Annotated in this window: 22 protein-coding genes; 11 read left to right on the top strand and 11 right to left on the bottom strand. The window is 68.4% G+C overall.

Translation table 11 applies throughout. The annotated features are described in order from the left end of the window. The first annotated feature begins 17 nt into the window (after nucleotides 1–17). The 4 genes from ABN034_RS03665 (at nucleotide 18) to ABN034_RS03650 (ending at nucleotide 4,844) form a co-directional block, all read left to right on the top strand. Nucleotides 18–2,060 carry a glycosyltransferase gene (locus tag ABN034_RS03665; protein WP_349689528.1) on the top strand — a complete coding sequence of 681 codons (2,043 nt, stop codon included), beginning with the start codon at nucleotides 18–20 and terminating at the stop codon, nucleotides 2,058–2,060. Nucleotides 2,061–2,285: 225 nt separating this feature from the next. After that, nucleotides 2,286–3,209: an ABC transporter ATP-binding protein gene (locus tag ABN034_RS03660; protein ID WP_349689527.1), complete on the top strand. Its 924-nt coding sequence runs from the start codon at nucleotides 2,286–2,288 to the stop codon at nucleotides 3,207–3,209. Nucleotides 3,210–3,221: 12 nt separating this feature from the next. Then, on the top strand, nucleotides 3,222–4,025 hold the full coding sequence (locus tag ABN034_RS03655) for an ABC transporter permease (protein ID WP_349689526.1): 804 nt from the start codon (nucleotides 3,222–3,224) through the stop codon (nucleotides 4,023–4,025). Between the two features lie 18 nt (nucleotides 4,026–4,043). Beyond that, nucleotides 4,044–4,844 (top strand): ABC transporter permease, encoded by an 801-nt coding sequence (locus tag ABN034_RS03650; protein ID WP_349689525.1) that lies wholly within the window; start codon nucleotides 4,044–4,046, stop codon nucleotides 4,842–4,844. Nucleotides 4,845–4,906: 62 nt separating this feature from the next. Here ABN034_RS03650 and thiI read toward each other — a convergent pair whose 3' ends face one another. Then, nucleotides 4,907–6,175 (bottom strand): tRNA uracil 4-sulfurtransferase ThiI, encoded by a 1,269-nt coding sequence (gene thiI / locus ABN034_RS03645; protein WP_349689524.1) that lies wholly within the window; start codon nucleotides 6,173–6,175, stop codon nucleotides 4,907–4,909. A 214-nt stretch (nucleotides 6,176–6,389) separates the two neighbouring features. Here thiI and ABN034_RS03640 point away from each other — a divergent pair, with 214 nt between their 5' ends. From ABN034_RS03640 to ABN034_RS03620, 5 genes are all read left to right on the top strand, one after another. Beyond that, a complete protein-coding gene (locus ABN034_RS03640) occupies nucleotides 6,390–6,584 on the top strand; it encodes a DUF3046 domain-containing protein (protein WP_349326446.1) in 195 nt (64 codons plus the stop codon). A 284-nt stretch (nucleotides 6,585–6,868) separates the two neighbouring features. Further along, on the top strand, nucleotides 6,869–7,900 hold the full coding sequence (gene recA, locus ABN034_RS03635; protein ID WP_349326448.1) for a recombinase RecA: 1,032 nt from the start codon (nucleotides 6,869–6,871) through the stop codon (nucleotides 7,898–7,900). Continuing rightward, nucleotides 7,881–8,504, top strand: coding sequence for a regulatory protein RecX (locus tag ABN034_RS03630; protein WP_349689523.1), 624 nt, complete (start codon nucleotides 7,881–7,883; stop codon nucleotides 8,502–8,504). The genes recA and ABN034_RS03630 overlap by 20 nt, the downstream gene beginning before the upstream one ends. Before the next feature lie 107 nt (nucleotides 8,505–8,611). Then, complete coding sequence (locus ABN034_RS03625) at nucleotides 8,612–9,799, top strand: GNAT family N-acetyltransferase (protein ID WP_349689522.1); 1,188 nt, start codon at nucleotides 8,612–8,614, stop codon at nucleotides 9,797–9,799. A gap of 182 nt (nucleotides 9,800–9,981) precedes the next feature. Beyond that, entirely contained in the window at nucleotides 9,982–10,404 is a 423-nt protein-coding gene (locus ABN034_RS03620) for a VOC family protein (protein ID WP_349689521.1), read from the top strand. A 15-nt stretch (nucleotides 10,405–10,419) separates the two neighbouring features. On the opposite strand, the gene ABN034_RS03615 is transcribed toward ABN034_RS03620, so the two are convergent. The 6 genes from ABN034_RS03615 to ABN034_RS03590 form a co-directional block, all read right to left on the bottom strand. Continuing rightward, nucleotides 10,420–10,944 carry a class I SAM-dependent methyltransferase gene (locus ABN034_RS03615; protein ID WP_349689520.1) on the bottom strand — a complete coding sequence of 175 codons (525 nt, stop codon included), beginning with the start codon at nucleotides 10,942–10,944 and terminating at the stop codon, nucleotides 10,420–10,422. 260 nt (nucleotides 10,945–11,204) lie between these two features. Then, complete coding sequence (locus ABN034_RS03610) at nucleotides 11,205–12,455, bottom strand: glycoside hydrolase family 76 protein (protein WP_349689519.1); 1,251 nt, start codon at nucleotides 12,453–12,455, stop codon at nucleotides 11,205–11,207. Between the two features lie 212 nt (nucleotides 12,456–12,667). Beyond that, nucleotides 12,668–13,528, bottom strand: a complete 861-nt coding sequence (locus ABN034_RS03605) for an amino acid ABC transporter permease (RefSeq protein ID WP_349689518.1) — start codon at nucleotides 13,526–13,528, stop codon at nucleotides 12,668–12,670. After that, nucleotides 13,525–14,190 carry an amino acid ABC transporter permease gene (locus ABN034_RS03600; RefSeq protein WP_349689517.1) on the bottom strand — a complete coding sequence of 222 codons (666 nt, stop codon included), beginning with the start codon at nucleotides 14,188–14,190 and terminating at the stop codon, nucleotides 13,525–13,527. Before ABN034_RS03600 ends, ABN034_RS03605 begins: the two co-directional genes overlap by 4 nt. Nucleotides 14,191–14,268: 78 nt before the next feature. Next, nucleotides 14,269–15,141, bottom strand: a complete 873-nt coding sequence (locus ABN034_RS03595) for a glutamate ABC transporter substrate-binding protein (RefSeq protein WP_349326460.1) — start codon at nucleotides 15,139–15,141, stop codon at nucleotides 14,269–14,271. A 106-nt stretch (nucleotides 15,142–15,247) separates the two neighbouring features. Beyond that, a complete protein-coding gene (locus ABN034_RS03590) occupies nucleotides 15,248–16,009 on the bottom strand; it encodes an amino acid ABC transporter ATP-binding protein (RefSeq protein WP_502878962.1) in 762 nt (253 codons plus the stop codon). A 344-nt stretch (nucleotides 16,010–16,353) separates the two neighbouring features. On the opposite strand from ABN034_RS03590, the gene miaB reads away from it, so the two are divergent. Next, complete coding sequence (miaB, locus tag ABN034_RS03585; protein WP_502878961.1) at nucleotides 16,354–17,871, top strand: tRNA (N6-isopentenyl adenosine(37)-C2)-methylthiotransferase MiaB; 1,518 nt, start codon at nucleotides 16,354–16,356, stop codon at nucleotides 17,869–17,871. Between the two features lie 98 nt (nucleotides 17,872–17,969). On the opposite strand, the gene ABN034_RS03580 is transcribed toward miaB, so the two are convergent. Both ABN034_RS03580 and ABN034_RS03575 read right to left on the bottom strand, forming a co-directional pair. Then, nucleotides 17,970–20,033 carry a hypothetical protein gene (locus ABN034_RS03580; protein WP_349689515.1) on the bottom strand — a complete coding sequence of 688 codons (2,064 nt, stop codon included), beginning with the start codon at nucleotides 20,031–20,033 and terminating at the stop codon, nucleotides 17,970–17,972. 2 nt (nucleotides 20,034–20,035) lie between these two features. Then, complete coding sequence (locus tag ABN034_RS03575; RefSeq protein ID WP_349689588.1) at nucleotides 20,036–21,166, bottom strand: Gfo/Idh/MocA family protein; 1,131 nt, start codon at nucleotides 21,164–21,166, stop codon at nucleotides 20,036–20,038. Between ABN034_RS03575 and ABN034_RS03570 the strand changes: the two genes are divergently transcribed. Next, nucleotides 21,122–21,250: a hypothetical protein gene (locus ABN034_RS03570; RefSeq protein ID WP_349689514.1), complete on the top strand. Its 129-nt coding sequence runs from the start codon at nucleotides 21,122–21,124 to the stop codon at nucleotides 21,248–21,250. The two genes, ABN034_RS03575 and ABN034_RS03570, sit on opposite strands and share 45 nt — an antisense overlap. 167 nt (nucleotides 21,251–21,417) lie before the next feature. Here ABN034_RS03570 and ABN034_RS03565 read toward each other — a convergent pair whose 3' ends face one another. Then, nucleotides 21,418–22,446 carry a lysylphosphatidylglycerol synthase transmembrane domain-containing protein gene (locus ABN034_RS03565; protein WP_349689513.1) on the bottom strand — a complete coding sequence of 343 codons (1,029 nt, stop codon included), beginning with the start codon at nucleotides 22,444–22,446 and terminating at the stop codon, nucleotides 21,418–21,420. A 53-nt stretch (nucleotides 22,447–22,499) separates the two neighbouring features. Beyond that, a complete protein-coding gene (locus tag ABN034_RS03560) occupies nucleotides 22,500–23,345 on the bottom strand; it encodes a PIG-L deacetylase family protein (protein WP_349689512.1) in 846 nt (281 codons plus the stop codon). Nucleotides 23,346–23,597 lie beyond the last annotated feature (252 nt).

Here is a 23,597-nt window from a genome sequence, read left to right as displayed (position 1 = left end):
AGGTTTGCGGGGGATTCATGATCAAGGTCAGCGTCGTCGTGCCCGTTTACAACCCGGGTCCCTATCTCGACCGGTGTGTTGACTCGTTGCTCGACCAGAGCCTCACGCCGGAGGAGTACGAGATCGTCTTCGTCGACGACGGCTCCACCGATGCCTCGCCCGCCCGCCTCGACAAGCTGGCGGCCGAACACCCGCACGTGAGAGTCCTGCACCAGGAAAACTCCGGCTGGCCGGGCAAGCCTCGCAACGTCGGCGTCGACCAGGCACGCGGCGAGTACGTCCAGTTCGTCGACCAGGACGACGAGATGGCGCCCGAGGCGCTCCAGCGGATGTACGCCATCGGAGCACGCAACTCCAGCGACATCGTGCTGGGCAAGGTGGCCGGCACGATGACCGCGCCGAGTCACGTGTTCGCCCGCAACGTCGAACGCTGCACGATCGAAGACGCTCCGCTGATCGAGAGCGTGAGTCCGCACAAGATGTTCCGTCGTTCGTTCCTGCAGGACAACGACCTGCGGTTCCCCGAAGGGAAACGCCGGCTGGAAGACCAGCTGTTCATGGTGCAGGCGTACCTCCGGGCCAAGACCGTCTCGATCGTCGGCGACTACGCCTGCTATTTCTGGAACCGTCGTGACGACCGCGGGAACAGCAGCAGCACCCGGTCGTCGATGCGGGGTTACTACGGCAATCTCCGCGAGGTGATCGACGCGGTGAAGGCCGGCACGGAGCCAGGCGAGCTCCGTAACCGACTGCTGCGCCGCTTCTTCCGGATCGAGATGATGCGCAGGCTGTGCGAGCCGCGGCTGTTGCAGTACTCCGACGGCTACCGCAACGAGGGCTTCCGGGTCGTCCGTGAACTCGCGTTCGCCTGTTTCGCCGGCAGCGACGGAAGGTTCGCGGGTGGCGAGGTCGTGGCCGGCCTCCCGCCGATCATGCGGCTCCGCGCGGCGCTTCTCGAACGTGACCGGCTCGACGGCCTGATGGAGCTTGCCCGGCGCTGCGAGAACGTCCGGGGCTTCGCCACCGTCGATGACCTGCGCTGGGAGAACAGCTCTCTGTGCGCCGACGTGCGGGCCGGTCTCCTGCATGCTGACGGCTCGCCGGTGGTCATCGTGGAGCGGGGCGGGCGGTTCGAGGTCGACCCGTCGTTGGTGTCAGGTCTGTCCACGATCGACTCCTGGGACGCCGGCGACCCGTGCGCGGACGCGACCGCAGAAGTACGCGTGTTCCACCGCGACACCAACCTGTGGTGGTTCGCGCCGACGACACTGCGGGCCACGTTGGTTCCGATCGGCGCGGGGCGCCAGGACTGCTACCAGGTGGTGCTGGCGGGTACGGCGACGTTCGACCCGCGCACCCTTGCCGGTGGAGCGCCGTTGGAGCCGGGCCGTTACGACATGTGGGTCGCCATCCGGTCACTCGGCCTCGGACGGGCGGTCAGGCTCACCATCGACGGCGGCTCTCGATGGGACGGCGCGCTGATCCCCGCCGTCGTCGGCAACCCGTCGCGCATCATCGTCCCGCACCGCACCCTCCCGCTCGGCCAGCTGTCGCTGGAGATCGACGAACGCAACCAGAGCCTCGCCGGCGAGCTCGCCGCGCGCGGTATCGGTCCGCTGCAGGCGCGCGGTGCCCAGCTGCATCTCGCCGTACCCGTGCAGGCGGCGCCCGGCACGGGTCCACGCGAGGTCGAGGTCGTGATCGGCAGGGCCGGGTCGTCCCGGACTCTTCCTGGCCGGATCCAACCGGCGCAGGAGGCGGTCCTGGCGTTCAATGACGTGACCACCCTGCCGTCCGGCCGGCACCCGTTGTCCCTGCGTACGGACCCGTCGGGGCGGCAGCCCGCGATCCCGATCGGCACGGCGGTCGTGCAGGGCGGGCGGATCGTCGGCGTCAGAGGGATCGCCTATCGGGCGATTCCGCGGCGGGTCGTCGCCCGGGTCACGTCGGAGCCGTGGCTGCACCGGCAGGCGTTCCGCGCCATCGCCGCCCTGCCGCCCGGGGCCGCGGACAGGGCTCGTACGGTCGCGCGCAAGCTGTCCCGTTGGTCAGCCGACTAGGTTTCTCAAGCCGCCCGGCCAAGATGAGCAACGGTGGCGAATTCGGACACGCGTTCCGGCACTGTCCGAATTCGCCACCGTTGATCATTTTTGGCCGTCGTCCGCGTTGATCTCGGTGTCGCATCGACTGGCACCCGCCGGATCCGCGATTACAGTCGTTGCAGGGTGGTCCGGTCGGGCAGGCAGGCAGGGGCCGGGCAGCCGCGACGTCCGGGGAGGGACGCGGTGGGATCGCTCATCGAGGCGCGGGGGCTGTACAAACGTTTCGACTCGTTCGTCGCCGTCGCCGGGATCGACGTCGAGGTGTCAGCTGGTGAGGTCTTCGGCTTCCTCGGGCCGAACGGTGCCGGCAAGAGCTCGACGATGCGGATGATCGGCTGCGTGTCGCCGATCTCCGGCGGGAGCCTCCGCATCCTCGACATGGATCCGGTCGTCGACGGTTCTCGCATCCGGGCCCGGCTCGGCGTGTGCCCTCAGGACGACTGGCTCGACGAGGAGCTGACGGTCCGGGAGAACCTCGTGATCTACGGCCGCTACTTCGGCATGTCCAGGCGGGCGTGTGCCGACAAGGCAACGGAGCTGCTGGACTTCGCCCAGCTGTCGGAGAAGGCGAGCGCCAAGGTCGCGGACCTGTCGGGTGGGATGAAGCGGCGACTCACCATCGTCCGCGCCCTCGTCAACGATCCCGACATCATGCTGCTCGACGAGCCTACGACCGGGCTCGACCCGCAGGCACGGCATCTCGTGTGGGACCGGTTGTTCCAGCTGAAGCAGCGCGGGGTCACGCTGGTTCTCACCACCCACTACATGGACGAGGCCGAGCAGCTCTGTGACCGGCTGGTCGTCATGGACAAGGGCCGGATCGTCGCCGAGGGTTCGCCGGGCGACCTGATCCGCACCCACTCGACCCGGGAGGTGGTCGAGTTGCGGTTCGGGGTCGGCGGGCAGGAGAGTGCGGCCGAGAAGGTCGCCGACCTCGCCGACCGGATCGAGGTCCTGCCCGACCGCGTACTCCTGTACACCTACGACGGGGACGCCGCCGCCAACGCCGTGAACAAGCGCGGCCTGGCACCGCAGGGCCTTCTGGTCCGCCGGAGCACCCTCGAAGACGTCTTCCTCCGCCTCACCGGCCGTACGCTCGTCGACTGACCGGGACCTCGCATGGTGACAGCCCGAACGCGGCCGGCCCGGTGGGACAGGGCCCTGCGTGCGTACGAGTACTGGATGGTGTCGTACAAGCGCACCTGGCGCGGCACGATCATCTCGAGCTTCCTCGTACCGTCGCTCTTCCTCGCCGCGATGGGCCTTGGCCTCGGTGCGTACGTCGATGCGGGTGAGGGAAGGTCGGCGCTGGGTGGCCAGACGTACCTCCAGTTCATCGCGCCCGGACTGCTCGCCGCCACGGCGATGCAAACCGCGTCGTTCGAGTCGTCGTACCCCGTGATGGGTGGCTGGAAGTGGTTCAAGACCTACTTCGCCATGCTGGCGACGCCGTTGGGCGTCGCGGACGTGCTGGTTGGGCACCTGCTCTTCGTCGCGTTCCGGGTGCTCACCACCTGTGTCGTCTACCTCGCGGTGATCACGGCGTTCGGCGCCGTCGCCTCGCCGTGGGGAGTGCTGGCCGTCGTGGCGGGGCTGCTCACCGGGCTCGCGGTCGCGGCGCCGACGTTCGCGATGGCGGTGACGACCGACCGCGACACGATCTTCTCGATGTACTTCCGGTTCGCGATCCTGCCGATGTTCCTGTTCTCCGGCGCGTTTTTTCCGGTCAGCCAGCTGCCGGTGGCCGCCCAGCCGGTGGCTTACGCCACACCGCTGTGGCACGGCGTCCACCTGGCCCGGATGTTCACCCTGGGCGAGCCCACCTGGTGGTGGGTGGCCGGCAATGTCAGCTACCTGTGCCTGTGGATCGGCGTGGGCGTGTGGTGGGCGGCGCGGGGGTTCCGGCGCCGGCTCGTCACGTAGGTGGAGGTGCATGTGCCCATGGCCGCTCTGGTCCTCCGGATGGTCCCCCTGCCCCCGCCGCGCGGGCGGGCGTGGTTGCTGGTCGAACGCAACCTCATGGTCTACCGGCACGACTGGCTGGTGCTGGTGTCGGGTTTCTTCGAGCCGCTGTTCTACCTGCTGGCGATCGGTGTCGGGATCTCGCAGCTGGTCGACGGCTTCGTGGTGGACGGGCGGTTGGTGAGCTATCCGGCGTTCATCGCTCCGGCCATGCTGGCCTCGAGTGCGATGAACGGTGCGATCGCCGACACGACGTACAACCTGTTCTTCAAGCTGAAGTACTCGAAGCTGTACGACGCCGTGCTCGCGACCCCGATACGACCATGGGACGTCGCGGCAGGTGAGGTGATCTGGGCACTCATCCGCGGCGGGCTCTACGCCGCGGCCTTCATCGTGACCATGCTCGTCATGGGGCTGCTCGCCTCGTGGTGGGCGGTGCTGGCACTGCCGGCCGCGATTCTGGTGGGGTTCGCCTTCGCATCGGTCGGCATGGCGGGGACGACATACATGCGTAGCTGGCAGGACTTCGAGTTCGTCAGCCTGGCGATCCTGCCGATGTTCTTGTTGTCCGCGACGTTCTTCCCGCTCTCGGCCTATCCACCGGTCGGGCAGTTCCTGGTCCAGCTCACGCCGCTGTACCACGGAGTGGTGCTGGTGCGGAGCCTCACGCTGGGGTCACTGTCGTGGGACCTGTTGGTGAGTGTCGGCTATCTGGTGGCGATGGCGGTCGCCGGGTTGTGGCTCGCGTCGCGGCGGATCGGGCACGTCCTGCTGAAGTGACCCGCGAATGGTCTCCTTCACTGCGGCGCGCGTTGGTTCTCGCTGAGCGTCCCGACCTCGTGTCAGGCGGCGGCGTGATCGGCCTTGACGGCGAACTCGTGCAGTGTCGCGGCGGAGATCAGCTCGTCGACCAGTGGTTCGAGGTCGAGGCGGTGTTCGATCTTCTCCAGTGCACTCACCTGGGCCTTGGTCTCCGCGAGCGGCGACGCGAACAACGTGCAGCAGTCCTCGTCGGGCATCTTCGAGATCTCCGCCGTGCCGATCCGCTCGGCCTCGGCGACGATCTCGGTCTTGTCCCAGCCGAGCAACGGACGCAGCAACGGCAGTTCCGCGGCCGCCTCCACCGCCACCAGGTTGGGCAGCGTCTGGCTGGACACCTGTCCCAGCGAGTCGCCGGTGACGATCGCCTGCGCGCCCACCTGTGCGCCGAGTCGGGACGCCACGCGCACCATCAGGCGGCGCTGTGCCAGGACCTGCAGCTTGCCGGCGCCCGCCGTGGCGAGTGAGCGCTGGGCGTTGCCGAACGACACCACCCACAGCCGCGAGCCGCCACCGCGGTAGCGGTCCAGCCGGGCCGCCAGGGCGTACGCCTTGTAGACCGACTCGGGACCGGTGAACGGCATGCCGGAAAAGTGCACATAGTCGGTCGCGAGTCCGCGCCGCATCGTGCGGTAGCCGGCCACCGGCGAGTCGAAGCCGCCGGACAGCAGGGTCAGTGCCCGCCCGTTGACGCCGACTGGTAGGCCGCCCTGGCCTGGCAGTTTCTCGGTGTAGAGCAGGACCTCGTGCCGGTCGATCTCGATGCCGAGTTCGACGTCGGGGTTCCGCAGGTCGACCTCAAGCCCGAGTTCGGCTCGCACGCGGTCGCCGAGGCGGACCGCGATCGCGTGCGAGCGCATCTCGAACCCCTTCCATCGCCGCCGCGGACGGATCGCGAACGTTGCCGGGCCGTGGTTTGTGCCGCTCGTAGTGCCGACTGTCGCGGCGTTGGTGGCGCGGGTGGCGCCACTGTCGGGCCCGTGGCCGTCGCGGTTGTCTCGTGCGTACGGACGAAGCAGGTCCAGAGCGCCGCGTTCGATGGCGGTGAGTGACGGCTTGACCATGACCGCGGGATGGACGAGGGCGAGTCCCAGGACGGCCTGCGTACGTTCGACGAGGACCGGTAGGGGAGCGCCCTTGACGACGAGGACGCCGTAGCGCCGCCGAACCGAGATGTCGCCGAGGTCGGCGAGGGTGTTGTCGAGGTTGCGCAGCAGGGTCTCCTCGAACCGCCAGCGGTTGCGACCCTTCAGTGCCAGCTCGCCGTACTTGAGCAGCACACACGACTGCATGAGGTCCTCCTCGGGTGGCCGGCGGACTACTCTGCCGCCGGCGTTCACGCCTGTCCTGGCCCGTCGATACGGCCGCTGCCCGCCGCGCGGTTCCGTGTCCGTAGGCCCGCTCCATGGTCCGCCTGCGGACATTCGTACGCCAGTCCGGGGTGCCTGTATCGCCGTGGTGGTACGCCCGGATGGGTGTTTCGTGCCCATGTCGGATACTGGGTGGGTGCGGCTGACGGAGTTCTGGCGAAGGATGGACCAGCATCTGGGCGACACCTATGCGCGTACCTGGGCGCGTGATCACGTCCTCGCCGACCTGGGTGAGCGTACCGTCCAACAGGCGTTGGACGCCGGCTGGGACGCCAAGGACGTCTGGCGCGCAGTCTGGCGCGCACTCGAGCTGCCGCCGTCCGAACGCTGAGCGCGCGTCCCCGGCGTGTCGCTGGCCTTCGAACACGTGTTCGCCATAGAGTCGTGGTGTGTGTGGCACGAAGGTCCCGCCGGCAAGGTGGCGGGTTTTGTCCACAACGCTCGAAACGGCTGCATCGTCCACAGGTGTGTCGGCCACCATGATCGATGTCGGTGGCTACCTCTAACGTCGTGGTCGTGGCAGACAGAGCGCACAGAGACAGTGCACCCAAGGACAGGGCGCAGAAAAAGACCCGGGGTTCCCGGCGAGCCCCCGACCCGACCGGGATGGCGAGCATGGCAGGTCAAGACCGCGAGAAGGCCCTCGATACGGCGATAGCCCAGATCGAGCGGCAGTTTGGCAAGGGGGCGGTGATGCGCCTCGGACAGGAGGGACGCGCCCCGGTCGAGGTGATCCCGTCCGGCGCGATCGCGCTCGACGTCGCCCTCGGCATCGGTGGACTCCCGCGCGGGCGCGTGGTGGAGATCTACGGACCGGAGAGCAGCGGTAAGACGACCATCGCGCTGCACGCGGTGGCGAACGCCCAACGCGGCGGAGGTGTCGCCGGCTTCATCGACGCCGAGCACGCGCTCGATCCGGAATACGCCAAGAAGCTGGGTGTCGACACCGACGCGCTCCTGGTGTCCCAGCCCGACAGCGGCGAGCAGGCGCTCGAGATCGCCGACATGCTGATCCGCTCCGGCGCACTCGACATCGTGGTCGTCGACTCGGTGGCCGCACTTGTGCCGCGGGCAGAGATCGACGGCGAGATGGGCGACAGTCACGTCGGCCTGCAGGCCCGGCTGATGAGCCAGGCGCTCCGCAAGCTCACCGGTGCGATCAACTCCTCCAGGACCACGGTGATCTTCATCAACCAGCTCCGCGAGAAGGTCGGCGTGATGTTCGGATCTCCCGAAACGACGACGGGCGGGAAGGCGTTGAAGTTCTACGCCTCGGTGCGCCTGGACGTCCGCCGAATCGAAACGCTGAAGGACTCTCAGGAGGCCGTGGGCAACCGGGTCCGGGTCAAGGTGGTGAAGAACAAGATGGCCCCGCCGTTCCGGCAGGCGGAGTTCGACATCCTGTTCGGTGAGGGCGTGAGCCGTGAGGGAAGCCTGATCGACCTCGGGGTGGAGAACGGTCTCGTCCGCAAGGCCGGCGCCTGGTACACCTACGAGGGCGACCAGCTCGGGCAGGGCAAGGAAAACGCCCGCAAGTTCCTCAAGGACAACCCGGACCTCGCCGAAGAGCTGGAGAAGAAGATCAAGGAAAAGCTCGGCATCGGTCCGCAGGTCGACGCTCCTGCCGATGAGCCCGAGGACTTCTAGGGCGAAGAAGCTGCCGCGTGGGGATGGTGCGGGTGAGGGGTCGAATGCGGATCCCGAGAAGGTTGCCCGTGCCATCGTTCTCCGGCAGCTCACCGTTCAGCCGAGGTCACGCGCCGAACTTGCACGGGCACTCGAGCGGCGAGGCGTCCCCGACGATGTGATCGAGAAGGTGTTGGGCCGGTTCTCTGAGGTCGGCCTCATCGACGATGCCGCGTTCGCCCGCGCCTGGGTCGAATCGCGCCACACCGGCCGTGGCTTGGCGCGGCGGGCCCTCGCACACGAGCTCCGGCGGCGGGGGGTCGGTGACGCCGAGGTCGGTGAGGCCGTCGACCAGCTGTCCCCGGAGACAGAGCTCGCGACGGCACGAGCGCTGGTGAGCCGGCGCTTGGTGGCGACGCGAGGTCTCGACGGCCAGACCCGGGTCCGGCGGTTGGTGGGGATGCTCGCTCGCAAGGGCTACTCGCCTGGCGTGGCTCTCCGCGTCGTCCGCGAGGCCCTGGCCGATGATGCCGACGAGGAGGAACGCGCGGCCGTCGAGCAGTTCGCCATGGCCGTCGACACGATGGACGATCCCGCTGAGTCGCCCGGCAGTGCCGGCGGTTGAGTGGATCATGCCGTCCCAGGTCAGCCGGGTGGACCGCTGGCTCTCCGGACAACCCGGTCGCCTCGGCGCATTCGCCCCCGTTAGCGTTCCGGGTTATGGCAATAGAGGTGAGGACAGCTCTCGACGGCGACCGTGAACCGATGCACCGGGTCGGCCAGCTGGGCTTCGCGGCCCGGTCTTCTGCGTACGACGAGGAAGCGGACCGTGCGGGAGTCCCGCTCGACCGCCGGCTCGTTGCCACCGACGGCGGCGAGATCGTCGGCAGGCTGTCGGTCTGGGAGCTCGGGCAGTGGTTCGGCGGGCGTCGGGTCCCGATGGGGGGCGTCGGCGGTGTGGCCGTCGATCCGGCGTACCGGGGAAGGGGCGTGGCGAGCGCCCTCATCCGCAGAGCGCTCGGGCAGATGCGCGAACGCGGCGAGGTGCTCTCGACACTCTTCCCGATGAACCACACGCTCTACCGCCGGCACGGCTGGGAGGTCGCGGGAAGCTACCCCGAGCACAAGCTGGGTCTCCGTGCTCTGACCGCGCTACCGAGGCCCGCCCGCCCGACTTCGACGCGCCGCGTCGAGGAGCGAGATCTGCCGGCGCTCCGCGACCTCCACGAGGAAGTGTCGCGGGACGAGCCCGGCAACCTGTGGCACGGGCCGGACTTCGCGGCCCGACGTCTCCTCGGGGGCAAGCCGGTCGATCAGGACGCCTACGTCGCCGAACGCGACGGCGGTCTCGTGGGGCTGGTCATCGTCGAGCGCGGCGAAGCGGCGGACGATCGTGGCTTCTTCACCTTGACCATCCGCCAACTGGTCGCCGTCGATCTCGACGCGGAGCTCACGCTCCTACGCCTGCTGGGCGCGTTCCATCCCGTTGCCGAGGTCGCCGAGTTGATCGCGCCCCATTCGTTCGCCCTGTCCATGTTGGTGGGTGAACGTGACCTGCGACCGGCTGGCTGGGGGTGGTGCTGGATGTCCCGGTTGGTGGATGCGCCGGGTGCGATCGCCGCACGCGGATATGACGACTCGGTCGACGTCGAGGTCCACCTTGCCCTCACCGATGACACAGCGCCGTGGAACTCCGGCGCCCACGTCCTGAGGGTCAAGGACGGCCAGGCGACCCTCGAACCCGGCGGGCGAGGGGAGGTCACGCTGGGCGTCGGCCAGCTCGCGTCGCTCTACACCGGCTGGGCCAACCCGCGCCGGCTCAGCAGGGTCGGTCTGGTGGCCGGGGCGACCGATGCCGATCTCCGCGCGCTTGACCGGGCGTTCGCCGGGCGTACTCCGTGGATGCGCGACTTCTTCTGAGCCTTCCTTCGGAAAGGAAGTGCCTGACGGACGGGCGGGCGTTCGCAGCCCTCGCGAATTGCGGTCTCATCCTGTCCGTGACCTGTCCTATGGTCAGGTCACGACCGCAGGCCACAACCGCGGGCCACAACCGCGGGCCACGACCGCGGGCCACGACCGCGGGCCACGAGTGAGGAGCTCCCGTGAAGATCGGAAACGTCACGTTCGACTGTGCAGACCCCGACCGGATGTCGACGTTCTGGGCTGCGGTTCTGGGCTATGAGAAGCGGGACTTTCCTGAGGACATGAGGCAGATGTTGCTAGCCGCCGGCCTCACCGACGACGACCTGGCTGGCCGCGGACTCGCCGAAGATCCCGCCGGAGTGGGCCCGCGGTTCTTCTTCCATCGAGTGCCGGAAGGAAAGCAGGCGAAGAACCGCGTCCACCTCGACATCAACAGTGCGGAAGGCCGCCGGGCGGAGCCGCAGGAGGTCGATGCCGAGATGAAGCGGATCGTCGCTCTCGGCGCCACGGTAATCCACAAGCAGGACGCGACATGGGGCCCGTGGCCCGAATACCACTATGTGATGGCCGATCCCGAGGGCAACGAGTTCTGCGTTCAGTGACCGCCCGCGCGCCGGTCACGACCAGGCGACGCACCGCTCGGCGAAGTTCTTCAACGCTCCGCTCTTGACGACGATCGTGCGCGGCTGAAGGAGACCCGCGTACGAATTCACCAGGGCGATCAGGTCCAGCAACCCGCGGTAGCCGGAGAGGCCGGACAGGTCCAGGTAGATCGTCGTGAACCGCTCGCCGATCTCGAGCGCCGCGCCGATGTCGAACGCGTCGAGCGTCCGGAAGTCGAGCTCGGGATGCAGCTTTCGCGCCCGGTCAAGGCAGACCGATGAGATGTCGGTCCCGATGACCATCCGCGTGTGCTGGGCAAGTAACGCCGTCGTGGTGCCCCACTCGCAGCCGATCTCGAGGACCGAGTCCGCGGGTCTGACCACGCTCGGGATGGTCTGCCGGTACTCCCGGACGCCTCGCGTGGCGATGACGCGAGACCGGAACCTGTACTGCCGTTCGTTCGCCATATCCTCCGCCGCCTGCTCGCAGCCGAGGAAGATGATCGCCCCGGCTGAAATGAAGAGAGCGCCCAAGGCCACGCGAGAACGCCGGCCCGCGAACGGACCAGCATCACCAGCATGGCTTCAGACGCTCTGTCTGCCGAAGCTCTCTGAGCTACCGCACCGAACGCCCGCGTGATCGCGGAATCCGGCGCTAACCTCCTGAAGGCCTGTTCAGTTGTCGTACGACACGCTACCAACGCCGTGGGGCATCGCCCACAGGTTTTGCGCGTCACCCCACGCCGTTGACGTCAGCTCCGCTGTCAGGTCCGTTCAGGCCCTCGCGTCGCTTCCCCGCTTCACGCGGCGAAGCGGTAGTCGCGGGACTTCCAGGCCAGCAGGGCGAAGGTCTGGATGACCGCGGACTGTTCCAGTGTTTCCGGCCGGTACGACGGGTCGTACGGGCCGCCGCCCGACGGCGGGAAGCGGAACAGCCCCAGGGCGGGGTCGCGGTTGCTGGCCCACGTGTGCTCGGCGTAGGTCTCGACGACTGCCCGATAACGCGGATCGTGCGCGGCCGAGTCGAGCAGGAAGAGGTTCTTGAAGAAGATCGAGTTGAAGATTGCCGGCTGGTCGAAGTAGCGGTTCTCAGCCGTCCAATAGTCGAGTGCGGCTCTCGCGTCGGCTTCGGCGCTCTCGAGGTAGTCCCGGTCTCCGGTGGCGCGGTAGAGCAGCGTCCCCGCACCGATCATCGCGCCCGAGTTGTAGATCCAGAGCGTGGGGTTGACCGTGCCGTCGAGGCTGATGTCGTTCCAGTACAGGCCTTCTGGCGATCGCAGACAGGTGCGGTTCCATGTATACAGTCGGTCCGCCCAGTCGAGATAGCTCCGCTTTCCGGTGATCTCGTAGAGGTGGGCTGCCAGCTCGGCCACGAGCCCGGTGACGTTGGCCGCCCGGATGGAGGTCCACGACGCGTCGACCCAGAAGATCCCGCCAGGGCAGGGATGCGAGGCGTCGGTGTCCCATCCCTGGGCGAGTACCTCGAAGACCTGCTCGGCCCGCTGCCGTGCGGACGCCTTGTGGGTCAGCCGGTAATGCCGTACGAACTCCAACCCGACGATCGCGTTGTCGTCGTAGAACAGGTCGCCCCCGCCGCCGAGCGGTGGCACGACGTAGGAGGCGTAGCCGGGCGGCTCGCGGTCGGTGTTCCAGTACGCCTGCAGGGCCGAGAACCTGTCCCGCACGTCATCGTCGTACGTCCGTCCCGACCCCGGAACGACGGTCAGGTCGATCGTGGCGGCCGTGGCCTCCCGGACCGGCCAGAGGTAGGAGAAGGCGTTGTCGGTGTCCTCGCGCGGGTACTTCTCCTGGTAGAGGTGATGCTGTCCGTCGCCCAGGTAGAGGTACTCCTGGAGCGCGTCGTAGGAGGCTGTTGCCCGACGCGCCCACTCCGCCTGGCTGGTCCCGGCGGCTTCCGCGGACGTCGACGGTGTCGTGGCGGGTGCCGCGCCCGCAGGACCCGCAACGGCGGCGGTGAGCGTGGTGGCCAGGAGGGCGCCGGCAGTGACGAGAACTCCGAGCGGGCGAGGCACGAATGCGAGGCGGGTCATGGTCGCGTGAGCCTTTCGGAGCGACGGTGACGCGAGAGGTCGGCTCAGCGTGCTCGCTTCCGCCGGCATCGTCGAGCATCGTGACCGTACCCGGCCCTCACGCCACGTCGTCGGTCACGTCGTGGTGGACCAGTTGACGTGTGACTGGGGGGACCCTGACACGAACCTGGTGGCGCAGGGGGTTTCCTCATCCAACGCTCGACATCGTCTCGTCAGTCGCCGCGGGAAGCTCCAGCTTCAGGACCGGCACCTGGGACGGCAGCGACAGGGACGACCCGGCGACCCTGGCGGCGCATCCGTGACTCGAGCCACTGGGCAAGCCGGCCGAGGCCGTAGTTGATGACGATGAAGATGGCGGCGAGCACGATCCCGACCGTCAGCGGGTTGTTGTAGAGCGGTGAGATGTAGATCTCCTCGCCGACTTTGACGATGCCGGGAGCCCCGATCACGTAGCCGAGAGCGGTGTCCTTCAGGGCGACCACGCACTGGCTGATGATCGCGGGCAACATCGACCGAACTGCCTGCGGAGCCAGGACGAGCGACATGACCTGGGACTTCCGTAACCCGATCGCATAGCCCGCCTCGCTCTGGCCCCTCGGTACCGCCAGAATGCCGGCCCGGAAGATCTCGGCAAGGACGGAGCCGTTGTAGAGCATCAGGCCGACGACCAGGGCCCAGAAGGGGCCGAAGGTCTTTCCGAACGCGAGGAAGATGAACAGGATGAGGAGCAGGAGCGGGACCGCTCGGAAGAACTCGACGATCGTCACGCTTGGCACGCGGATCCACGCGTGGTCGGAGAGTCGGCCAGCGGCGAAGACCGCGCCGAAGACAATGGCGAGCACGATGGCGACGGCGGCCGCGCTGAGCGTGGTGACGAGACCTTCGGCGAGCGCACCGATGATGAGGGGTTTGGTGAACGCCGCCCACTTGTCCGGGGTGATCTGCTCGGTGTCCCACAACTTCCACAGCGCCCACGCGAGGACCGCGGCCATGGCGAGGGTGCCGACGGCGGTGTAGACGCGCTGTCGGGCCAGAGCCTTGGGGCCGGGTACGTCGAACAGCACCGCACTCATCGCGCCACCGCCACACGCCGTTCGAAAATCGCCGCGATCCCCGAGATCACCAGGACGATCGCGATGTAGCCGCCCGCGATGCCGATGAAGCTGTAGACCAGCGAACCGGGGAAGTCCTCGATCAGGTCACTCAGCCGGTAAGTCGCCTCTGTGACGCCGAACGCCGCGGCGACCGAGGTGTTCTTCGTCAGGGCGATGTAGACGCTCGCCAACGGTGGGATGACTGCCCGGAACGCCTGCGGCAGGATGACGAGGCCGAGCGTCTGGCCGAACGTCATGCCGAGCGAGCGGGCCGCCTCGGCCTGACCGGACTGGACCGTGTTGATGCCCGACCGCACCACCTCGCAGACGAACGCGGCCGTGTAGAGCGAGAGTGCTGTCACCGCGCGCCAGAAGAACGCGTTCCCCCAGAGGAAGTCGTCTCTCAGCAGTCCGAGTGCCGGGAGTCCCACGACGGCGATGATGAACAGCACGACGAGCGGGGTGTTGCGAAAGACGTTGACGTAGCTGGTGCCGAAGGCGCGCAGCGGTGCGATCGGTGAGACCCGCATGGCAGCGAGCAGGGTTCCCAGCACGGTCGCGATGACCAGGGAACACCCGAGGAGCTGAAGGGTCAACCAGAATCCGTCGATCAGGCGGGATCCCAGCTCGGACAGATACACGGCAGCTCTTCCTCACCTTCGTCGCGCGAACGTGTCGGTGCCCGGCGCGTCGTCACGCCGGGCACCGACCGGGTTGTCCTACTCGCAGGCGTCAGGCTTCGGCGGAGTGGGGGTCTTCACACCCGACTCGCCGAGCGTCGCCTCGAACGCCTCCGCCCAGGTGCCGTCCTCGACGGCTCCCTGGATGGTCTCGTCGAGGAACTTGCACATCTCCGTGTCACCGTGCGTGTAGCCGATGCCGTACCGCTCTTCGCTGAACGCCTTGCCGACGACCTCGAGCTCGTCGGGCTTCTGCGCGGCGTAGCCCAGCAGGATGGCGCCGTCGGTCGTCACGGCGTCGACCGAACCATTGAGCAGCTGGTTCACGCAGTCGGAGTACGTGTCGAACGGCACAGGGCTCGCGCCGTAGTCGTCGGCCACCTTGTCAAGCGACGTCGACCCCGTCACGGAGCAGGTCTTGACGTCGGCGAGCTGCTGTGGCCCGGTGATCCGGTCCTTGTCCTCCTCACGGACCAGGAGCTGCTGGCCGGTGATGTAGTACGGGCCGTACTGACCGACGACCTGGCGGCGCTCGTCGTTGATGGAGTACGAAGCGAGGACGATGTCGACGGTGCCGTTCTGGAGGAAGGGCTCCCGGTTGTCCGAGACCGTCTCCTTCCAGGTGATGTCCTCGGGCGCGACACCGAGCTTGGCGGCGATGACCTTGCCCATCTCGATGTCGAACCCGGTCGGCGCGTCGGCGCCCGGCTCCTTGTAGCCGATGCCGGGCTGGTCCATCTTGACGCCGATCGTGATCTTGCCGGCGTCCGCCAGCTTCGCCATCGTCGTACCGGAGGCGAACTCGGGGTTGTCGGCGACCTCGACGTCGACGCCGGTTCCCCCACCACAGGCGCTGAGGACCAGCGCGGCAACGGCGCCCACCCCCAGCAACCGCAACTTACTCATTCGCATGACGTCCCCTTCTCGGTGTCTTTCGTACTCGTTCGGCCTCGGGCCTTGGTCGGCTTCGCCTTGCAGGGCCCCGCGTGAGGCGAAGGTTCGGTGTGCAGCAGGGTCTTCAGTGCTGCAGGATCTTGGAGAGGAAGTCCTTCGCGCGATCAGAACGCGGGTTCGTGAAGAACTCCTCAGGCGTACGTTCCTCGACGATCTGGCCGTCGGCCATGAACGCCACCCGGTCGGCGGCGCTGCGGGCGAATCCCATCTCGTGGGTCACGACGACCATGGTCATGCCGCCCTGGGCGAGGTCGACCATGACGTCGAGCACTTCCTTGATCATCTCGGGGTCGAGCGCCGAGGTGGGCTCGTCGAAGAGGATGACCTTGGGCTCCATGGCCAGCGCGCGGGCGATCGCGACCCGCTGCTGCTGCCCGCCAGAGAGCTGGGCGGGGTATTTGTCCGCCTGGTTGGCGACGCCGACCCGTTCGAGGAGTTGGGTGGCCTTCTCCTCGGCCTCCGCCTTGGACTTCTTGCGTACCTTGATCGGTCCGAGGGTGACGTTCGCCAGCACGGTCTTGTGCTGGAAGAGGTTGAACGACTGGAAGACCATCCCGACGTCGGCCCGCAGTTGGGCGAGGGCCTTGCCTTCGCCCGGCAACAGTTGACCATCGAGGCGGATCTCGCCCGAGTCGATCGGCTCCAACCGGTTGATGGCGCGACAGAGCGTGGACTTGCCCGAGCCGGACGGTCCGATCACCACGACGACCTCGCCGGCATGGACGGAAAGGTTGATGTCGCGGAGCACGTGCAGCTCTCCGAAGTACTTCTGCACGTTGTCGAGGACGACCAACGGATGCCCGTTCGCCGCCTGGGCGGCGGGCATCTCTTCGCTCGTGTCAGTCATGACAGGGCAAGGTACCCTGTCCGCGCTCCGGTGCGCGACACAGCGGGGCGGACCGTAACCCGACTGCATTACAGATCGTCGGCGGGCAGCATCGCTGGTCACTCATCGTGATAACACATCTGCCGATCGTGACGGCACTGTGGTGCGCGTGGTCGCCTTGTCGGGCACCTGCCTCCTGCGGTCGGCCCGGACCGGAGCCGTACCCTGGGACGGTCATGACGCAACGCACCGAATCCTCGCTTCCCGACGTTCTCGACACCGGTCACGCCGCCGGAGCCGTCGCGGGCGGCCGTACATATGAGGTCCGTACGTTCGGCTGCCAGATGAACGTCCACGATTCCGAGCGGCTCTCCGGCCTGCTGGAGGACGCGGGTTACGTCCGCGCTCCCGCCGGTGACACCGCTGACGTCATCGTGCTCAACACCTGTGCCGTACGCGAGAACGCCGACAACAAGCTCTACGGCAACCTCGGCCACCTCGCGCCCATCAAGGCGGAGCGCGCAGGGATGCAGATCGCGGTCGGGGGTTGTCTCGCGCAGAAGGACAAGGGCGAGATCGTCCGCCGCGCGCCGTGGGTCGACGTCGTTTTCGGTACGCACAACATCGGCTCGCTGCCGGTCCTGCTCGAACGCGCGCGGGTGCTCGGCGAGGCGCAGGTCGAGATCAAGGACTACCTCGAGACGTTCCCGTCGACGCTGCCGTCGCGCCGGGAGTCGCCGTATGCCGCCTGGGTCGCGATCAGCGTCGGGTGCAACAACACGTGCACGTTCTGCATCGTGCCGGCGTTGCGGGGGCGCGAGAAGGACCGCCGCCCCGGTGACGTGCTGGCCGAGGTGCAAGCCCTGGTGGACGAGGGCGTGCTCGAGGTGACGCTGCTCGGGCAGAACGTCAACGCGTACGGCGTGGAGTTCGGTGACAGGTTCGCGTTCGGGAAGCTGCTGCGCTCGTGCGGCGGGATCTCCGGGCTGGAGCGGGTGCGTTTCACCTCGCCTCACCCGCGCGACTTCACCGACGACGTCATCGCCGCGATGGCCGAGACGCCGAACGTCATGCACCAACTGCACATGCCGCTGCAGTCGGGCTCGGACTCGGTGCTGAAGTCGATGCGGCGGTCGTACCGGCAGGCGCGCTATCTCGACATCGTGCGGAAGGTCCGCGAGGCCATGCCGGATGCCGCGATCACGACGGACATCATCGTGGGCTTCCCGGGCGAGACCGAGGAGGACTTCGCGCAGACCCTGCACGTGGTGCGCCAGGCGAGGTTCGCGGGCGCGTTCACGTTCCAGTACTCCAAGCGGCCGGGCACACCCGCCGCCGACATGGACGGCCAGGTGCCGAAGGCCGTCGTGCAGGAGCGGTACGAACGGCTGGTGGAGTTGGTCGAGGAAACTGCCTGGGCGGAGAACCGCGCGCTCGTCGGCCGGGAGGTCGAGGTCCTCGTCTCCGAAGGGGAGGGCCGAAAGGACGCCGCGACAAGGCGGCTCAGCGGCCGCGCGCCCGACAACCGCCTGGTCCACTTCACACCCGACGGTGCGGTGCCTGTCGGTGCTGTGCCGGTCGGTGCTGTGCCCGTCGGTGCCGTGCCCGTCGGTGCCGTGGCAGACGACGTTCAGGGAACGATCCGGCCCGGTGACCTTGTGCGTGTGGCGGTGACCTACGCCGCGCCGCATCACCTGGTGGCCGACGGACCGGTTCTCAGCGTACGCAGGACGCGGGCTGGTGACCTCTGGGCAGCAAGCAGGAAGGGTTCGGGTGGTTCCGGCGAAACGCCCGCCGCGGCCAGCGAGGCCACCGGGCGCCCAGCCCCGGTCCTGCTCGGCATGCCGTCCCTTCGCGCCTGACCCCTTTCGCGCCCGAGCAGGGGCGCGCGTGCCCATGATCATGAAGGAAAGTCGTCCATAGGCCCCGCAACCTTCATGATCACGATCATGATCACGGGTCAGGGGGCGGGGGAGAAGCCTTCGGAACGGATGCGCCATCCGTCGGTGGGGAACCCGGGCGCGGGTCCTTCCGGCGCACCGTCCCAGCCGCCCGCCATCATCGCGACGGCGTAGAGCAGTCCGCCGTTGCCGGGTAGATAGAGCGGCAGCGTCCCCGGCCGCTGGAAGTTGTGACCGTTGCCGAGGTAGCGGTTCTTCGGCACGTCCAGGAGCAACGCGTCGACCGCCAGCGACGGTTCCCCGACCCGGCACGCCGTCATGGCGAGGAGGGGAAAGTCCCACCCCCACGTCTCGTCCCATCCCCAGCGGTCCAGCACGTGGCGCAACGTGGCGCGCATCCGTGCGTGGTCGACGAGGCCGGTGTCGGGAACGAAGCCCAGCGCCCCGACCATCGCCGGGTGCCCCTCGGGCAGCGTCACCGGATGCTCCAGCTCGACGTAGATCCCGTCCCGCACCGGCAGGGGCGCGAACCCACGTGCGATCGAGTCCCAGAGCGAGATCCGCGGCAGGCCGAGACGCTCGCGCCAGGCCTGCGCGGTCCGCAGCCCCCAGGCCCAGTAGCTCAGCTCGAACGTCGGATTGCGCGCCTCCCGCCGGGCACGAAACGCGCGTTCCTGCGCCGACGCGAGCGGAGGCCCGAGGTCGAACCGTTCCCGTCGCGGATCCCAACTCGCGTACGACGCCATGAATGTCGCCGACTCGAACACGAGCGGTGCGAGACGTTCCAGGGTCCGCCGGGTGGGACGCGCCCGCCACAGGAGCTCGGCGAAATAGATCGGGTGCGGCTGCTGCCAGATGAGGACGGCTCCGATGTCGCTGGGGCTCTCGCGTCCTTCCGGGCCCACCTGCTTGGGCCATCGGGCGCCCGCGTAACCCTGCGCCCTCGCGTACTCCTGCGCGACGGGGAGGATCCTTTCGTACCACCCGATGCTGCGTTCGAGCAGCGGCGTGCGGTCCCACAGCGCGAAGTGGGCAGCGTGCCACCAGTGCATCTCGAGATGGAACTTCCCGCGCCAGCTGTTGTGGACGAGTCCGGTCTCCTGCGGCGGTGTCGAGCCGGCGCAGTGGATGGCGGTGAGGTACTGCGAGAGCACGACCCGCCGCTCGAGCTCCTCCGCGCGCGGGTCGGTGCTGTCGCCGACGTCGACGACGCCGCCGGTCGCCCAGAACTCCGCCCAGAACAGCTCGGCCGCCGTCAGGGTCTCCTGCACGGTCTGTGGTGTCCCGGCAAGCGGTGTGGGGGAGAAGCCCGCCGTGAAGTCCAGCGCGCCGATCCCGTCGGCCCGCAGGACGAGCTCGTGCGGCCCGGTCTGCTTCAGGTGCGCACCGGAGGACCAGGTGAGCCCGACATGGTGGACGTCCCTATCGAGGACCCTGCGGATGTGGGCGTGGCGGCCGCGGACCGAGACCTCCGTGTGGTGCAGCGCGGCGGAGTTCCAGTCGCACGGCTCGCTCCAGTCGCCCTGGGCGTACGGAAAACGTACGGCGACAGCGAGCTCGCCCCGGGCGAGGAGCGCCGACTCGATGCGCACGGCGATCAGGTCGAGCTCCGGGTCGCAGGTCGTCGCCACCTCGACCAGCGTCCCGTCGAGGAGGAACCGGCTCTCGATCCGGCCGCGCCACAGGTCGAGGCGTTGACTGATCGCCGCCAGCTCCGACACCCGCAGCCCACGGCCGTCAGCCCGGACGAACCCGATCCGGCCGAGGTCGATCCGGTGCGGATTCTGCCGAAGCCACTGCCGCGCCTCCTTCGCCCGATGGGTGACCGTCGGGTCGGAGTAGTCGGCACCCGTGGTGGCGTAGGCGACCCTGCGCCCCTCGGGCGTCTCGTAGTCCTCGTACGAATCCGCCAACGTGAAACCCTGCGGGTTGGGCGCGGTGTGCCAGGCCCACTGCGCTTGGGTTCCCAGGCGAATTCCGTCCGCGTGGAAGTCGGGCAGGCTCTGCAGTCCGGTGACATCCACGGTGAACGCGAACTCGCCGTTGCCGACGGACAGAGGTTCGAGCGGGTCGGCGGAGGTTCGGTGCACGGCGTGGCGAGCCACGATCGTGTAGCGATCCATCATCATGAGAAAAGGTCAAAGTGTGTGTAGTGGGCGAGCGGGAACTCTCGGGTGGGTACGGCCCAGTCGGCACCGGCTTCGGAGAAGAGCAGGCCGTCGCGCGCACAACGTTCGACCAGGGCGTCGACACCGTCCAGGGCGACCCATCGCGCACCTTCCTCGAAACGGGCGGTGACTGCGGGTGGCGAGACGGGTCTGGGTCTGCCGGCGGATTCAAAGATCCCGGACAGGGCGAGAACGAATCCGCGGCACATTCTAAGCGGGCACAGGATTTCCCGGTGGCGCCCACCCACCACCTCGGCGAGGTCGACGAGCAGGTGTGAACGATCGACGGGACCACGAAGTGCTGGCAGGTCACCCGGCCCGTCGGCCAGCATGTCTGTGATGGTGGGCGGGTCGATCGTGAGCATCCCGGTCGTGTACCACGCCGTGGCGGTGGCTGAGGTTCCCCTGACGACGATCCGCGGATCGGTCTGCTCTTCGGCGCACAAGGTCGTGGCGGCGATGATGGTGTGGCCGTCGGTCGTGGTGATCCGAACGCTTGCCGTGTCGTCACCCTCGATGTCGCGGCAGCGGTAGAGCTCGGCGCGTACGGTCGCGGGGACGGCGGTATCTCCCGCCGCGCGCCCAGCAGCCCGCCCGGCGACCATGAGGGCGTTCATCAGGCCGTGGGCGAACGGATTGGTCAGCGTGCCGTCAAGCACGTAACGCCCCTGATGCGTGAGCCGCCCCGCCCAGCCGGTGCGCGCGTAATAGGCGTCGGAACGTTGCCACCGGCCGATCATCGCGACCAGCTCGATCTCGCCGAGCGCGCCGCTGCGCGCGAGTTCGCCGAGGGCGTCGGTCAGGGGGGCCCGCGCGGTCTGGAAACCCACCTGACACAGGACGTCGCGGCCGCGCTGCACCTCGACCAGCCGGTCGAGGTCCTGGATCGTCACCACCGGCGGCTTCTCGACCAGGACGGAAATCCCCGCGGCGAACGTCTGCTCGATCATCTCCGCGTGCAGCGGAATGGGCGTCGCGAGGATCGCGATGTCGAGCAGCTCACCAGCCAGCATCGCGGCGAGCGACGGATAGCCCACCGGGTGGTGCGAGCAGGACTCGGCGACGGCCTCGGCGGCACCTGGGGCGATGTCGGCGTAGGCCGCGAAGTCGAGGCGCCGGTCGAGATGGAGCTGGGCGGCGGCCCGCAGGTGGGGTGCGCCCGTATCCGTTGACGCCCACCAGGCCGACGCGGGGGAGTCGCATGAGCAATTCTCCTCGCCGAGAGGGATGCGTCCACATCGCCCGACGCCCGCGAGAACCGGAGCGAGTTCCCGCGATCGGGCACGGGCGGCGAGGCCGGCTTTGGCCCGACCAGCGGCGGGACCGTCGCGATCCTAGGTCAACCGGCGCGGACGGGTCGAGCGTTGTCCCTGGTACCGGCCACCCTCGGCCGCTGGGCGACGAGCTCCCGCAGGCTCCAGAAGAGAGCACCGAGGGGGATCTCGAGAATGTAGGTGAACGTGGAGAACAGCAGGACCGCCGCAGCTACCGGTCCGGCCGGACCACCCAGCGACACCATGGCGGCCGCGGTACCGGCTTCGCTGATGCCGAACCCGCCCGGCGTCACCACGACGGTGGTGAGCAACCGCCCCAGCGCGAACGCCGCCACCGCCTCGCCGAGTCCGACGTACGCACCGGTCGTCGCCAGGCATGCGCAGAACAGGCCCGCCTGGAGGACGAGGTAGGCGAACATGCCGGCGGTCATCGCCGGCCAGGCGGTGCGCAGCAGTCCGGCGGTCGTCGTCCGCAGCCGGGCGAGCGAGACACTCGGCACGAAGCGGCGTGGTCGGATCCGGTGGGGAAGGAGCCGCAGGACGCGGTCGGCCGTGCGTCCGGTGATCCGCGCGGCCCGGTCCCACCGTAGGGCCGTGACGGTGGCAGCCACGAGGCCGATCAGGGCGAGGGCCGCCACCAGCGCAGGCACGGCGACCCGCGCGTCGGGAACCCTGCCGGTGGCGAGCAGGGCCACCAGGCCGAGCGCCGGCAACAGGAACCTCGCGAGCACGTTCCACAGGCCGCTCGTCACCGTGCTCACCGCGATCGGGTTCGTCCGGAAGCCCCACGAGCGGGCGAGCGCGAACGTCAACGCCACACCCGCGGCACCGCCGAACGGCATCAGGTTGCTGACCGCGCTGCCGGCGGCGTTCAACGTCATCGCCTGCGGGCGGCTGAGGCCGGGCAGGGACGCCGTGAGCACGAAGGTGTACGCCCAGAGTCCCGCCAACCACAAGGCGACGAGTCCGGCGACGACCACCGGATCGAGTGCGGCGAACTGCGCGCCGATGTCGCTCCACCCCACGTCGACGAAGTACGGAAGGCAGACGACGAGACCGACCGCGACCAGCAGCGAGAGAGCGGACAGGGCCATGCGTAGCGGCGCCCTCCCTCGCCGATGGTGGGGCGTCACGGCGGAAGGGAACGTCATCGGGCGCTCAGCCCCGGGGGTGCCGCGCTCCAGGTCGGCACCTGGTCCAACGGGTGCGTGGACGCCGAACCGGATGCCACGTCCCTGCGTACATACCACTCCGTTCCCAGCACGAGGCGGAACAGCGGACCGGGCAGTCGCCTCAAGGCGGCGAGCGTACGGATGGAGTCGCCCCCGGTCGCCTGGCTCGCGTGCGCGGCAAGGCTTGCCCGCTTGGCCGCGGCGTACCTGCGTACGTCGATGCGATGGGTGATCTCCGTCCGCGACGCGAAGAGGTGGGCGAAGCGTTCGACGTCGAAGCCGGGCGGAAACCGATAGACGCGACCCACCAGCCGGAGCGCCCGCAGCAGCAGCTCACGGTCGACCGTGGCCTCGAGCACTGTCGGCGTGCCGGCGAGCTCGGCTGCACGGACGCCGACGCGGTGGACGTGCACGTGGTCCGGGTGGCCGTAGCCACCGGCGGGGTCGTAGACGGTCAGGAGGTCGGCGCGTTCGGTCCGCAGCAGATCGGCCAACCGGTGGGCGGCCTCGTCGACATCGCTTCTGCAGAAGGCCACCTGGCCCGGCCCCGGAACGGCGGTGCCGTCGAGTCCGCTGTCGGCGTAGCCGAGAACCTCGACGCGGGCACAGCCGAGTGCCTTCGCCGAGGCCGCCAGTTCGCGCAGTCGCACCTTGTCGAGGTTCTCGCTCCCTGGACGCGTGGCGGAAAGACCATTGCCTCCGGCCGTGGCGACGACAAGGACCACCCGGTGCCCTTCGCAGGAGAGGCGCGCCATCGTTCCGCCGGTGAACAGCGCCTCGTCGTCTGGATGGGCATGAAAGAAGACACACGTACGACTCACCCGCCCAGCCTGACATGCCGGCAATCAGAATCCGCGCATTCTCGGGGAGATCTCCGGGACACCACTGAGTACCAGAGATCTTTCGAACCTTCGCGTCAGGGACATCTCGGGGATTCCTCCAATGGTGAACCGCGACGGCGCCTTGATAGGTATGGACGCAGGCGTGAAGGGGAATACTGAGGGCGATGCAATAGTCCTGACGCACAAGTCCTCTGCCACCTGGCCGACGGCCAGGGAAGTAGAAGAGATGTG

The sequence above is a fragment of the Actinopolymorpha sp. B11F2 genome, assembly GCF_040195635.1.
Taxonomy (GTDB): Bacteria; Actinomycetota; Actinomycetes; order Propionibacteriales; family Actinopolymorphaceae; genus Thermasporomyces.
Note: the sequence above shows the minus strand (reverse complement) of the source record. Positions and strands in the feature narration are given on the sequence as shown.

What these genes read in the sequence shown, in the direction of transcription:
- ABN034_RS03665 (WP_349689528.1), top strand. Translation starts at nt 18, where the DNA reads ATGATCAAGGTCAGCGTCGTCGTGCCCGTTTACAACCCGGGTCCCTAT.
- ABN034_RS03655 (WP_349689526.1), top strand. Translation starts at nt 3,222, where the DNA reads ATGGTGACAGCCCGAACGCGGCCGGCCCGGTGGGACAGGGCCCTGCGT.
- ABN034_RS03650 (WP_349689525.1), top strand. Translation starts at nt 4,044, where the DNA reads ATGGCCGCTCTGGTCCTCCGGATGGTCCCCCTGCCCCCGCCGCGCGGG.
- thiI (WP_349689524.1), bottom strand. Translation starts at nt 6,175, where the DNA reads ATGCAGTCGTGTGTGCTGCTCAAGTACGGCGAGCTGGCACTGAAGGGT.
- recA (WP_349326448.1), top strand. Translation starts at nt 6,869, where the DNA reads ATGGCAGGTCAAGACCGCGAGAAGGCCCTCGATACGGCGATAGCCCAG.
- ABN034_RS03630 (WP_349689523.1), top strand. Translation starts at nt 7,881, where the DNA reads ATGAGCCCGAGGACTTCTAGGGCGAAGAAGCTGCCGCGTGGGGATGGT.
- ABN034_RS03610 (WP_349689519.1), bottom strand. Translation starts at nt 12,455, where the DNA reads ATGACCCGCCTCGCATTCGTGCCTCGCCCGCTCGGAGTTCTCGTCACT.
- ABN034_RS03605 (WP_349689518.1), bottom strand. Translation starts at nt 13,528, where the DNA reads ATGAGTGCGGTGCTGTTCGACGTACCCGGCCCCAAGGCTCTGGCCCGA.
- ABN034_RS03595 (WP_349326460.1), bottom strand. Translation starts at nt 15,141, where the DNA reads ATGCGAATGAGTAAGTTGCGGTTGCTGGGGGTGGGCGCCGTTGCCGCG.
- ABN034_RS03590 (WP_502878962.1), bottom strand. Translation starts at nt 16,009, where the DNA reads ATGCCCGCCGCCCAGGCGGCGAACGGGCATCCGTTGGTCGTCCTCGAC.
- miaB (WP_502878961.1), top strand. Translation starts at nt 16,354, where the DNA reads ATGAACGTCCACGATTCCGAGCGGCTCTCCGGCCTGCTGGAGGACGCG.
- ABN034_RS03580 (WP_349689515.1), bottom strand. Translation starts at nt 20,033, where the DNA reads ATGGATCGCTACACGATCGTGGCTCGCCACGCCGTGCACCGAACCTCC.
- ABN034_RS03565 (WP_349689513.1), bottom strand. Translation starts at nt 22,446, where the DNA reads ATGGCCCTGTCCGCTCTCTCGCTGCTGGTCGCGGTCGGTCTCGTCGTC.